The sequence below is a fragment of the Flavobacteriales bacterium genome (genome assembly GCA_020635795.1).
Lineage (GTDB): Bacteria > Bacteroidota > Bacteroidia > Flavobacteriales_E > Vicingaceae > Vicingus.
Map to the genome: position 1 here is coordinate 156,395 of JACJZD010000003.1, position 13,631 is coordinate 170,025.

Below are 13,631 nucleotides of genomic sequence, written 5' to 3' on the forward strand. Positions count from 1 at the left end.
GGTTAAAATTGAAAGTAGAAAAATAGTTGTTATTGAATGACCAAAACAAAACAAATATCAGCAAGTTCGCCAATTGGAGTTTTCGATTCTGGTTTGGGAGGTTTGTCCATTTGGAAGGAAATACACCAATTGTTGCCTAACGAGAATACCATTTATTTAGCAGATAGTAAAAATGCTCCTTATGGCGAGAAATCGAAACAGGAAATTATTGATTTTAGCATAAAAAACACCGAGTATTTATTGGCTCAAGGTTGTAAAATGATTGTGGTTGCTTGTAATACAGCCACAACCAATGCCATTAAAGTGTTGCGTGCAAACTACGATGTACCTTTTATTGGTATTGAACCAGCCATAAAACCAGCAGCTTTGCAAACAAAAACCCATAAAATAGGTGTGTTAGCAACAAAAGGCACATTGAGTAGCGAGTTGTTTATCTCTACTTCGGAGCAATACAGAGCCTCTAAAGATATTATTGAAGTAGAAGGAAAGGGTTTGGTGGTGTTAATTGAAGAAGGCAAACTGGAGCAAACAAAACCACTTTTAGAGCAATATTTAAAGCCATTGGTTGCCGAGGGTGTTGATCATATTGTGTTGGGCTGCTCGCATTACCCGTTTTTAATACCTATTATTAAAACCATCATACCAGCACATATAAAACTAATAGATTCTGGTGAGGCGGTTGCCAAGCAAACTAAAAACATGTTGGAACAACACCAGTTATTAAACAACACCATTGAAAATACGCATGCTTTTTATACCAATGGTAACCTACCACTTTTACAAGGGTTTTTAAAACAGATTGAAATTAAAAGTGAAGCTGTTTTTTTTGAGAAGTTTTAGTTTTTTTTCTTAAAACCAGCCGTTGAGGTACGAAATGCTTGGTTTTAAAGCTAAGCCATCCGAAGTGAAACGATAAATTTTGATTTTTTTAATGTTAACGGTCAAGTATAAGAGCAGTAGCGGATTTCAAGGCGATTCCCTGTCCACCACTACCAAAGTTCATTAAATGCACATACCTTTATTTAATCACTTCATCTGCTATTGCTCTTATACAATGTTAGCCACAGTGCAGTTTGTCGTTGTACATTAGTGTCAATCCATAATTATTAGTTTTTCTGTTGCGATTACTTTACTGTCTTCCGTCAGCCGAATAAAATACAGTCCGCTTGGTAAATTGTCGCGTTGCAAAGAGATTGTTTGTCCATTGATGTTTTTTATTTGTTTTATTTGTTGTCCGGATAGATTGTAAACTGTGAGCGTGGCGTTGTGTAAGGAATTATCTGACCTCAAAGTTGTCTGAATGGACAAGGGATTTGGGAAAACAATAAAATCAGATTTGTTTTGATTTATTTCATTAATACTACTTACCGTTGAACTATGTCCGTAAAAAATCAAATCTTGATTGTCTCTGCAAAAATAGATGTCAATAATTCCGTCTTGATTGATGTCATATAAGCGGAGCGACTTGGCAAACCATGCTTCTCTAAATTCGTCTTGCGGAAAGTAAGTGGTAGTTGAATCAGTAAAAGTTCCGTTTCCATTACTTATAAATACTTTACTTTCTCCAAAATCAGCAGTAATTATATCATCATTTCCATCTGAGTTGATGTCATACACATCCACATCCCATGTCGCACCTGAAACCCCTGTATTAAGAATATTTTGTGCCGTGTTGTAAATCGGATTAGTTGCTGTTCCTGTGTTCAGATAAATTTTTATTGGATTACTTTGGTTACTGCTCACATCCACTACATCCATTAAATTGTCTCCGTTAAAGTCACCAAAATGAACACCTGTTGAATTGTTGGCAGTGAAAGGAGAAAGTAAAGTATAGTTGGGATTTGTTGTGGTTGGGGAGGAAGTAAGATAAATAAACGATGCGCTATTCTGATTGGCAACAATAATATCCTTAAAACCATCATTGTTTATATCAGCAAAATCAACATCAATACTTGTTGCATTATCGGTCGGTAGCCATAAAGAGGTTTTATCATCAAATGTGGTTGTTGAATTGTTCCATGAATAAATGCGGTTTTGCTCTCCTGCTCCTCCTTCTGTTCCATCTGGAAAGAATACATCTGTAAGTCCGTCATTGTTTAGGTCTTCAAATTGTAGGCGATTTGTTTTTAAAGAAGATGAAAAGGCAGTTCCCCAAACAGAAGTATTATCAGTAAAATTCAAACCCCCATTATTCTTAAAAATTTTAGTTCCATTGTATCCACTTATTATGATATCCTTCCAACCGTCACTATTCACATCAGCAATGTCAGTCCCTTTATTATTGGTAAGTTGAGAAGGAAAGATATTAGAATTGTCTTTGAAAAAAGGGTATCCGCCAATAGTTCCATTTTGTATATACATAGATGCAAAAATACTTTCTAGATAAACTGAATTTACTATATCTTCATCTCCATCATTATCTAAGTCGCCAAAGGCAACTGCTTCGGTATTCTCACCATTAGGCGGTAAATTTGTAGTAGTAGTGTCAATGAACTGAGCAGTAGAATTTTGAAACCATAACCGTAGCTGTTCATAGCTATCAGCAAGCACAATATCCTTTTTTCCATCTCCGCTAAAATCATCAATACAGCTTCCAAGGGCACTGAATATATGTGGTTCCAATACAGATTGATGAAGCGGAATTGAATTTGGCATATCAAGAAATGTATTATCAGTTTGTTTGATAAACAATTTTGATTTTTGACCTGCTACAAATAAATCTTTTTTCCCATCATTGTTTATGTCTGCGAATTGTGCTTCAAATCCAGTAGAATAGGTGGTATCAGCAGTAATTAGGTACTGGTTAGTTGAATCAGTAAATGCTCCTGTTCCATCATTGATAAAAAGCCGTGTTCTTTCATAAATATTACCTGTCCCCCGATAATCCATTGTAATAATCAAATCAGGAAATCCGTCATTGTTTACATCATCTGTTGCCACTGAGGTGGCAGGATATTTTATGAGGGGAAATTTTGTTTTATCCCAATTAAATTGACCCGGACTTGAAGAATTGTTTAAATAAAGTTTACAGAAATAGGCTGTATCGTTAAGCGTGTTGAAAGGTGGGATGGCTGAAATTAAAGAATGATAATAATTAACCACAAAAATGTCATCCCAGCCATTGTTGTCAAAATCTGCTACGGCTACATCTGTGCTCAAATCACTATATTTTATTCCCGAAATAACCTCCACAGGTTCGGTGTAGTTGACAATGTTGTCTGCATCCGTGTCGGTTCCGCTTAGATAAAGATCATTGAGAAGCATATTATATGTACCGCTACATTTAAATGCAGGGTCTAAAAAATTATCTATCATTTTCGGAACTGCAAGCATATTTAATGCTCCATTTACGAAAATAAAATCAGGAATGGTATCATTGTTGAAATTACCAGAAGCGACACCCATAGTGTAATTCCATTGGTTAATATTAGGGCAAAGGAAATTAATAGATTGGGTTGGGAAATTATTTTTTCTGTCGGTAAATGTTCCGTTGCCATTGTTTATGAGCAGTTGTTCATAACCAGGGTGTCCAATATCCATAGTAGTTCCACCAGTTTCTGGACCTCTTGCTATCACTATGTCGTTGAAACCATCTTTGTTTACATCTATCGAAATTGCTTTATAACTTCCGCCAGCAATCTGCCATGCGGCTGTGTCGGGCGAAGCCGAAAATGTTCCGTTGCCATTATTTTTTAGAAAGAGATCTTTTTGAAATGCACGTGAAACAAATATGTCATTCCATCCATCATTATTATAGTCAATAACAACTGCTGACCAATTCCCCCGTCCTGAAATTGGGATAGCATATCCATTTACAGCAAAACTGTCTATTTGAGCAAAAAGAGAATTGGAATAGAGAAGGACAATTACTATAATGTATTTTTTCATTTTTTTACGAATTTTTGCGTAATTATTTTGTTTGGTAATGAGAATTGAATTAGAAATATCCCGTTATTAAATGCTGATAAATCTATTTGCATTTGACTTGTTTTTTCAATCATTGATGCGTACTGTAATTTGCCTATCATATCAAAAATTTTACACTCAATTATATCCACTGAAATATCATCAGGGAGATTTATGAATAGTTTGTTTTCGACTGGGTTGGGATAAATTTCAAGTTGTTGGTGGGAAAATAGAGATGAATTAGTACCGAGAGGTAATGCATCAAGCGTAAAGAAACTTCCACCATAAGTTCCTACTATAAGTTTTCCATTTAGTTCTGCCATCACATTGTTGCTAAATAGTTGGGTACACGTTAAGCCATTGCTTATGTCTGTCCAAGATTGACCATCATCATTAGAATACCAAACTCCACCATGATTAGAATATGAAGCATCTCTATCATGCTCAGCTCCATTTAAGCCAACATACATTGTGTTGTTTAACCAATAAATATTTGTAATTTCTGTTAACTGGTTCCACCCTCCTGTTATATTTTGAGTTCCTGATGAATTAACTTTATAAAGTTGCCCACTTTCTGTTCCAGCATAAATACTTCCATTATGATATCTAACCGTTTTAATCGTGTCTCCACTTAAAGTCCAAGATGCCCAATTATCACCTCTGTCAGTACTTAAAAAGAGTCCATTAAATGAAGCAGCAGTATTAACACTTGCTACAATACTGTCAGAATTAGGTATGTATGCAATTTGCGATACTGCAACAGGAGCAACTTGAAAAAATGTATTTCCTCCATCTATGCTTTTTAATAAACGCTGATAATTTGGGGAAGCTATCTCATTAATTTCAGAAACTAATACCTCATTTGGATAAACAGGATTATATCCTATTTCAACAATTCTAGTGCTATCTATTAAATTGTTCCATGTATTACCACCATCAACACTTTTATATAAACCTCCTGTAAATGTTCCGCACAACAAAGTATCAGAACTTACAGGATGAAATTTTACTTTTAATCCACTTTCTTTTGGACCTTTTCTTACCCAAGTATTTCCTCCATTAGTAGTTTCGATTAAGCACTCTTTATCAATACCTAATGAATTTGAAGCAACTAAAGAAGCGAAGATATGATTGGGATTAGTTGGGTCAATAGCAATATCATTAATGTTGTTTGCTGCTGGAGATGTAGGAGGATTTATCCAACTATTTCCCGCATCTGTTGAAATGGACAAACTTGAATTACCCAATTGTCCCAACATAACAGTATCACCTTTAGCTCCTATACCCATATACAAAACAGTATCTTGCGTTAAAATGATATTGTTGATAGAGTTGGTGCTCACTAAAACATTTGTAGTATAATCGTATTCATATCTTAATAATAATGATGAGTAGATCATTAAATTAGGTTGTGTATTCCCTATTGCAATATCAAAAGCTGCACCTCCAATATTATTAAAAGTTAATCCATTATCAGAACTCACATATAGCCCACTTGGGTTAGTTGACACAACAATAAAGCTATCTTTAATTTCAATTTGAGAAATAGTATCAATAGTTGAAATATCAGGGTGATTTTGCCAGGTACTCCCAAAATCATCAGAAAAATGTAATCCTTGCCCTTGAGTTGCAGCAAGCAGTCTCTCTGTTTGTGTAATAACTATTGCTGGGCAGGTTAATCCTTGTTCACCTGACGGATTCCAATTTAGCCCTCCATCCGTACTTTTATAAATTCCATCTCCCGTTCTTCCATCATGTTCTAATCCTGTGCTTATAAATAAAGTGTCTTGATTTAAAATAGCAATTTTTGAAACCGTCCTTGCTCCAATAGTATTTAATCCATTTGAAGAAGTCGTCCAAGTTTCTCCTCCATCAATAGATTTTGCAACACCATATCTGTTATATAAATCGCATGCATATAAGAGATTAGTATCTGTTTTGTCAAATTCAATGTGCCAACCACTCATATTAGGCAATTCTTCAGTAACCAATCGCCAGGTTTGTCCTCCATCTTCACTAACCCAAATTCCAGCACTATCATCTCCACCAACAAAAATTTTATTCGAGTTTGTTGGGTGAAAGGCAAAATCACGTAAATAACCACCAAAATTCGGACCTATATTGGTCCAAGTTTGGGCTTGAATGATTGTTGTTAAAAAAAAAGTAATAGATAGAGTAATTAACGTTTTCATATTTATTGTTTTTTAATTTGTTTGTTTTTTGTCTGCATTGTGGCTAACATCCGAATAAGTACACCGGTGTACTTATTCGCACTATATCTTTTCAAATGTAATGAAAAAAGCAATCCGTTCAATTGTATTGATAATCACTATTATAGAGTTTTATCCGTAGAATTATACGTTTAAATATACGTATAACTCCAATGTACGGCTAAGTTTTTACTTCATTAAACTTTGGTACAACTCTTCGTAGAGTGGCAATATTTTATGGATATCAAATTGTTTGGCTTGTTGGTAAGCAGCATTTTTAAATTGCTCCAAGGTATTGTTGTTGCTTAAAATAGTTAGTGCATTTTTAGCCATATCATCAACATCACCCACATTACTTAAATAACCCGAAACACCGTGTATGTTTACTTCGGGTATTCCACCAGTATTGGTGCTAATTACAGGTACACGTGCAGCCATGGCTTCTAAAGCTGCTAAACCAAAACTTTCCGATTCGGAGGGAAGAACAAACAAATCTGAAACTGCTAGAATACGTTCGGTATCGCGTACTTTCCCTAAAAATTTAATGTAATGGCAAGCATCCAATTCTCTACACAATTCTTCCATTTTGTGTCGTTCTGGTCCGTCGCCCACCAACAATAATTTAGCTGGTACTTTTTTACGAACAATATCAAAAACCCGAATAACATCTTCCACACGTTTTACAGGTCGGAAGTTAGATACGTGTACCAGTATTTTTTCTCCGTTTGGCGCAAACGATTTTTTTAACTGTTCGATATCTCCAATTTTGTTGTATTCTTCAAAACAGATAAAGTTGGGTATCACTTTTATGTCGCGCGTTATTTTAAAATGCTTGTAGGTATCTTGTTTTAAACTTTCCGAAACAGCAGTTACAGCATTACTTTCGTTTATGGCAAAGGTAATTACAGGTTCGAACGAGGCATCTTTACCAACTAAGGTAATATCGGTTCCGTGCAAGGTTGTAATAAATGGTATTTTAATTCCTTCGCTAGCTAAAATGTGTTGAGCCATGTATGCTGCCGATGCGTGAGGAATAGCATAATGCACGTGTAGAATATCTAATTTTTCGAATTTAACTACATCAACCAATTTACTGGTTAATACCAATTCGTATGGTTGGTAATCGAACAACGGGTAATCAGAAACTTTTACCTCGTGGTAAAAAATGTTTTCCGAGAACAAGTCCAATCGAACAGGCTGTTGGTACGAGATAAAATGTACTTTATGCCCTTTGTAAGCCAACGCTTTTCCTAATTCTGTTGCAACAACACCACTACCACCAAAGGTTGGGTAACAAACTATTCCTATGTTCATTTTAATCTTTTTAAAATTTTATTTCCTCTGTTTTTAAATCCAGCACTACCTTCGTCCATTTGGTTTTCTATCGATGCTTTAAATTCGGTTTTAATTTCAGGGTATTTTTTAATTAGTTTTTCAATGGCGTCCATACAAAATACTTTAACAGCAATTGCACTCAATGGATTGTTTAAATATTCAAAAGCTTTTGTTAAAACAATTCCTTCCATTTCTTCAGGAATGTTAATGTATTGAAAACATCTGAACGTATTTCTTATGCATGCATCGTGAACATGTTTTTGTTCAAATTTTGAAAACAGTTTATCCAAGTTTTTTTCTATAATGCTAGGCTTTTTTTCTGCAATGTATGAAATTGACCATGCAGCTCGTTGACTTATTCTCACATCATCACTCAAAAACAACTCCATCAACTCATCTATCCTTTTTGGAGAAGCCACCACTTCATCAACAATACGATTGGTTGTCGATTTGCAGTGTTTTTCGTCAAGAAGTTGATAGAAATCCATACAACAAAGTTAAGCCTAAACCGTTAAATAAATCAATGTAAATGCAATTCTTAACCATTTAACATAAAAATGTTTTAACCACATAGGCACATAGTCTGTTTTATTCAGGAACATAAAAACTAAAATGAGTAGCACAATAGTTTTATCCCGATAAATTGGGATGACTATGTTACACTTTAAAAAGGAGTGTTGTAGAATAGTTGCGGTTAACTTTTGTAAGAGTCTATGTGTCTATATGGTTAATTTTTCCATTGAACACTTATTATTTTATAGTAAATTTGTTTTAAAATAAACTTGTTATGCAAGCGCCAAAAATTCCATCTTTTTTTAAAACCAAAAAACCTAATCAGTTTCATTACGAACCACGTTATTACAACGAGCGTAAAGAAAAAATGCAGGAGCGTTACGACCGTATTTCGAGAGAGTTAAATACCAATAAAGGCGATAGAACTGATGCAGAAGTTTTTCGCTCTAATTTGCGTCACAGCTGGGAGTCGTCAAGAAATAGTGGAGCAGGTCATAAACTCAATTACCGAATAGTGCTGTATATTTTTGCTTTAACCGCCTTGGCATATTATTTTTTGAAATAGACAGGAATGATTTCAAAAAAAACGAAATATGCAATAAATGCCTTGGTGTATTTAGCTAAACGAAAAAATGAGGGGCCAATTTTAATTAGCGAAATAGCCGAACAAGAAAAAATACCTCGTAAATTTTTGGAAGCCATTTTATTGGATTTGAAAAATGCGGGAATATTAGCTAGCAAAAAAGGCAAAGGTGGTGGTTACTATCTTTTAAAATCGACTAAAGAAGTTAATATGGCTGATGTAATGCGGTTGTTTGATGGACCCATTGCTTTACTTCCTTGCGTTACTCATAAATATTACGAACGTTGTGAAGAATGTAAAGATGAAGAATCGTGTGGAATTCGGCTCGCGTTTTTAGAAGTAAGAAATCAAACCGTTGAGCTATTAAAGAAAGCAACATTAGAACAAATTATTAAGAAAGAAAAAAAATAATTTTTTTTCAATCTATTAGTCTATTAAATCAATAGACTTTGTATATTTGTTTTTTTATTTGACAAATGAGTATAGATGCAATCATAACTATTTTTGTTATTCTTGGAGCAGTAATTCTGTTTGCAACAGAAATAATATCAATCGATTTAGTAGCCTTATTGGTAATGGTTGCTTTAATTCTTACGGGAGTTATAACACCAGAGCAAGGCGTAGAAGGTTTTAGTAATAAAGCCACTATAACTGTTGCATTTATGTTTGTACTCAGTGCTGCATTACTTAAAACTGGAGCACTACAATTTTTGGCGTTTCGTCTATCCAACATGTTTCGTAACAATTTTAATTTAGGTATGTTGCTCATGATGGTATTGGTTGCTATTATCTCGGCATTTATCAATAATACTCCTGTTGTTGCTATTTTTATTCCGGTGGTAATTCAAATTGCACATTCATCGGGGCAAAGTCCTGCAAAAATGCTGATTCCTTTATCGTTTGCAACCATATTTGGTGGTATGTGTACGCTAATAGGAACTTCTACCAATATATTGGTGAGTGGTATTGCTGAAAAGGCTGGTGTTGGTGCTTTTTCAATGTTTGATATGGCTCCAATGGGATTGATTTTGTTAGGGTTTGGTGTTATCTATATGGTTTTTATTGGAATAAAATTGTTGCCTAATCGTAAAGAAGAAAAGGACTTGTCGGCAAAATTTAGCATGAAAGAATATTTAACAGAAATAGAACTGCTAGAAAATGCCAATTCAGTTGGAAAAACCATTATGGAATCGGCTTTGGTTAAAGAGTTGGACATGGATGTGATTGAGGTGAGGAGAGGAGAAGAGGTTTTTAATTTACCTGGCGGTGACTTTGTATTGTTAGCTAACGATGTATTAAAAGTTAGGTGTAATGTAGAAAAGATAAAACAACTAAAAGATAGAGCAAAAATTATGGTTTCGTCGTCGGTTAAAATTGGAGACGATGATTTGAAAGGAAAAAATTCCACATTAGTGGAAATGATAATTACTTCTAATTCAGAATTTGAAGGTAAAACCTTACGTGAAGTAGATTTTAGAAGAAGGTATCGTGCTGTTCCTTTAGCAGTTCGTCATCGTGAAGATGTAATGCACGAGGATTTGTATAAAGTAAAATTGAAAGCTGGTGATGTAATTTTAGCAGAAGTAAAAAACCATTACATCCAAGAGTTAAAAAAACACGAGGCCGACCAAGATAATCCTTTTGTGCTATTGTCGGAACAGTCCATTATGGATTTTGATAAAAAGAAGTTTTATACCGTTATTGCCGTAATATTGAGTATAGTGGTGTTGGCTACTTTAAATGTTGTTGATATAATGGTTGGAGCGGTTTCAGGCGTTGTTTTACTTGTTTTACTCAAGTGTTTATCTATGAAAGAAGCCTACGAAGCCATTAACTGGAAAATCGTTTTTTTATTGGTTGGAGCGTTGAGTTTGGGTGTTGCCATGAAAAACACAGCGCTTGATCAACTTATTGCAACCAACATAGTTAGTTATTTAGGAGAGTGGGGCCCAATAGCCATTGTTTCGGGTTTGTATTTTATTACCTCAATGCTTACCGAAATTATGTCGAACAATGCCACAGCCGCTTTGATGGCACCTATTGCAATTGCAACTTCTACCACTTTAGGATTAAATCCGATGCCATTTTTAATGGCAGTAACTTTTGCAGCATCAGCAAGTTTTATGACTCCAATAGGTTATCAAACCAATACCATGGTGTACAGTGCTGGTGAATATAAGTTTATGGATTTTATAAAAGTAGGAACGGCTTTAAACATCTTATTTTGGATTGTTGCCACGATATTTATTCCAATCTTGTTTCCGTTTTAGCTTCCCAAATCCCTTCAAAGGAGGGGGGCTACTAATCCACTGAAAAACATAAAAACAAAACTTTCCTTAAGCAAAACTGTAGAGTGTTTAGTATTTATTGGTTTAGACTTATTGTTTTTTTTGTCGAGTACGGAGGTATTCCCCTCCTTCGGAGGGGTTAGGGGAGGCATCTAAATATCAAAATACTGATTAATCAACGCAGTTTTAATACCGAAAGTTATCCAGTTTGATGATTCGTTAGTGTAGTTGTTTTTATAAGTTCGGTTGTTAACTCCCAGCTGAATAATGGTTTGCATTTTTGGGTTTAATACAAAAGATACTTTTAAGGAATTATTGATAATAGAAGTATTGATTCCTCCACCAGTTTGATACCCATATTCTTTTTCGCGGTTGTTGTATGGTTGGTAAATATCTTGACCAACACTAAACAAGTTACTATCTAATCCAAGTTTTGCATAGGTGCTCATGGCTTCAAAAATCCAACGTTTTTTGTGGTAAGAAATTCCACCAATTACTTCTTTAAAATTAGCACCTAATGGGTGAGCTAAAGGCGAATTGTAATGTCCATAATTTTGTAAGGTATTTAACGAACTTGGTTGTTCAAAATAACTGTAAGTAAACGGACGAGCAGTGTTGTATTCCATTTGTATTTTTAAACCATTTAACCCAAAAACATCGTAAGCTTTTAAACCAACTTGGTAAGCATATTTGTTCGCCCACCAACCTCTATTTGCTTTAAGTTCAGCAAGTAAAAATTCATCAAACAACAATTGTCCGTATAAAATATTTTTCTTTTTAATTTTCATTTTTAAACTACCTCCTAAAAGTGCGTTATCTGCCGAACCTTGATGGTATTCAACTGGACGCAAGAATAAAATGGGGTTAAGGTAGCTTATCTCATAACCTCTGTAATAACTATCTTCCTGAGCTTGAAAAACAATACTCTCGAAAAAACCAATGTTTAACCATTTAGTAGCATTGTAACTCAAATAATGTATAGTCGAAAATTTTTGTTGAAAATCGTTAAAATTAGAACCAGATCGAATGTCTTGAAAGTTGGTGTACAACGCCATGTATTTGATTTTCCAAATGTTTGCCGTAGCTTTAAAATAAGGGTAGCTATTGGCATAATCAGACATAAACAACGATCGATATCCATCACCAATGGAATTTTTACCCATTCCTGCTTGAAAAGTAAATACATCGTCGGCAGTAAAGGTTAAGTTACCCTGAAAATACATGGCTTGTTGGTTAGTGGTATAACCATAGCCTTGTCCAGCATTTTTTGCTTTTAGTAAATAATCAATGTGCAAAGGGTATTGCGAATTGTCAGCCAAAAAATCAAACTCACCACTCCATTTGGTTTTATAACTCGATTTTAAACTCAATCCAAAAGCAGTTTCACTTAATGTTAAATCCCGATTTGATGTTTTTTCTAAACCTCCTCCAATGTTCATTATAGGGTTAATGAATAAACTAAAATGTTCAGATTTTGACGATACTAAATTCTCATTAACGATGATATTGATTAATGATGAATTCGAATTGATTTGAAGGTTGTTCAAAAACGTATCTGTCGAAAAAACAGTATTAACCTCTTTTGTAGAGAAGGGTTTTATTCCACTGTGAAAATTAGTTGATGTATCTAAACTTGAAATATACAACTGTTCAAAGGTACGGTGGTTCGTAAGATTGAAGTTTTGAGCAATTCCAATTGTTGATAGGAGTAGCAAAACAAAAGCTAATATGTATGGTGTTGTTTTAATTTTTTTTCTTTTTTAATGAAATAAAAAACGGTATTTGGACAGCAACTAACACGCTTGCCATAATAACAATAAATGAATAACTTGGGTTGAACGGTCTTGCTAAAACACAAGCCCCAACCACCAATAAACTAAATAGGTAAATAATAATTACGGTTTGTTTATGTGATAACCCTAAATCTAATAAACGGTGGTGCAAATGGTTTCTGTCGGCAGTGAATGGAGAAACACCTTTTAAAATACGTAAAGTAAACACTCTAATGGTATCCACTAAGGGATAAACCAAAATAGACATGGCTAAAATAGGTTTTGAAATACCTTTAATGACTAATGGTAATTCTTTTTGAGCATCAAACTCTACCAATTCTATGGCTAACGCTGCAAATAAAAATCCAATGGTAAGCGAACCCGAATCGCCCATAAATATTTTTGCAGGACTGAAATTAAACCGTAAAAAGCCAAATAAGCCTCCAGCTAATGAAAACGACAATACTGCATAAACAAAATCGCCAGCAAAATAAAACCAAGCTCCAAAAATTGATGCAGAAATTAACCCTACTCCAGCTGCTAAGCCATCAACACCATCAATTAAATTAAAAGCATTTATTATAACGATATAAGTAAAGACAGATAATAATATTCCTGCCCAATCAGGTATTTCACGAACGCCAAATAAGCCGTGAAGACTTGTCAATCGAACATCTGCCATTAACACCATAATAAATGCAACAGCAATGTGTGCGGCTAATTTTTTTGAGGGAGCTGTGCCAATAATATCATCTTTCATGCCCACAAAAAACATGATTAATAGGCAAGGTACAATGTATTTGATAATACCCATTTCGTTAGTTGGAAACCACAATAAAAATGAAAAAAGTGTACCAGCAAAAATCATCATACCACCCATTAATGGAACAACTCGGGTATGAATTTTTCGTTCTTCGCTTGGTTCATCAAACAATCGTTTTTTTATTGCTACAGTAATAAATGAAGGCGTAGATAGCAACACTATAATAAACGAAGTGATAAATGGTAAGACTAGTATATCCAT

At 34.5% G+C, this 13,631-nt stretch carries 10 protein-coding genes; 4 read left to right on the top strand and 6 right to left on the bottom strand.

Translation table 11 applies throughout. The features are described from left to right. Positions 1 to 36 precede the first annotated feature (36 nt). The gene (gene murI / locus H6589_09845; protein ID MCB9174899.1) at positions 37 to 840 is read left to right on the top strand and encodes a glutamate racemase; all 804 of its coding nucleotides are present in this window, start codon (positions 37 to 39) and stop codon (positions 838 to 840) included. Between the two features lie 252 nt (positions 841 to 1,092). Here murI and H6589_09850 read toward each other — a convergent pair whose 3' ends face one another. From H6589_09850 to H6589_09865, 4 genes are all read right to left on the bottom strand, one after another. Next, a complete protein-coding gene (locus tag H6589_09850) occupies positions 1,093 to 3,888 on the bottom strand; it encodes a T9SS type A sorting domain-containing protein (protein ID MCB9174900.1) in 2,796 nt (931 codons plus the stop codon). After that, positions 3,885 to 6,098: a T9SS type A sorting domain-containing protein gene (locus H6589_09855; GenBank protein MCB9174901.1), complete on the bottom strand. Its 2,214-nt coding sequence runs from the start codon at positions 6,096 to 6,098 to the stop codon at positions 3,885 to 3,887. Before H6589_09855 ends, H6589_09850 begins: the two co-directional genes overlap by 4 nt. A 207-nt stretch (positions 6,099 to 6,305) precedes the next feature. Further along, entirely contained in the window at positions 6,306 to 7,430 is a 1,125-nt protein-coding gene (bshA, locus tag H6589_09860; GenBank protein ID MCB9174902.1) for an N-acetyl-alpha-D-glucosaminyl L-malate synthase BshA, read from the bottom strand. Beyond that, positions 7,427 to 7,939 (bottom strand): hypothetical protein, encoded by a 513-nt coding sequence (locus H6589_09865; protein ID MCB9174903.1) that lies wholly within the window; start codon positions 7,937 to 7,939, stop codon positions 7,427 to 7,429. The genes bshA and H6589_09865 overlap by 4 nt, the downstream gene beginning before the upstream one ends. Positions 7,940 to 8,238: 299 nt before the next feature. Here H6589_09865 and H6589_09870 point away from each other — a divergent pair, with 299 nt between their 5' ends. From H6589_09870 to H6589_09880, 3 genes are all read left to right on the top strand, one after another. Continuing rightward, the gene (locus H6589_09870) at positions 8,239 to 8,529 is read left to right on the top strand and encodes a hypothetical protein (protein ID MCB9174904.1); all 291 of its coding nucleotides are present in this window, start codon (positions 8,239 to 8,241) and stop codon (positions 8,527 to 8,529) included. Between the two features lie 6 nt (positions 8,530 to 8,535). After that, entirely contained in the window at positions 8,536 to 8,958 is a 423-nt protein-coding gene (locus tag H6589_09875; GenBank protein MCB9174905.1) for an Rrf2 family transcriptional regulator, read from the top strand. A gap of 65 nt (positions 8,959 to 9,023) precedes the next feature. After that, positions 9,024 to 10,817 carry an SLC13 family permease gene (locus H6589_09880; GenBank protein MCB9174906.1) on the top strand — a complete coding sequence of 598 codons (1,794 nt, stop codon included), beginning with the start codon at positions 9,024 to 9,026 and terminating at the stop codon, positions 10,815 to 10,817. A 170-nt stretch (positions 10,818 to 10,987) separates the two neighbouring features. Here the strand turns inward: H6589_09880 and H6589_09885 are convergent, their stop codons facing one another. Both H6589_09885 and H6589_09890 read right to left on the bottom strand, forming a co-directional pair. Beyond that, entirely contained in the window at positions 10,988 to 12,550 is a 1,563-nt protein-coding gene (locus H6589_09885) for a hypothetical protein (GenBank protein MCB9174907.1), read from the bottom strand. A gap of 28 nt (positions 12,551 to 12,578) precedes the next feature. After that, positions 12,579 to 13,631, bottom strand: a complete 1,053-nt coding sequence (locus H6589_09890) for an undecaprenyl/decaprenyl-phosphate alpha-N-acetylglucosaminyl 1-phosphate transferase (protein ID MCB9174908.1) — start codon at positions 13,629 to 13,631, stop codon at positions 12,579 to 12,581.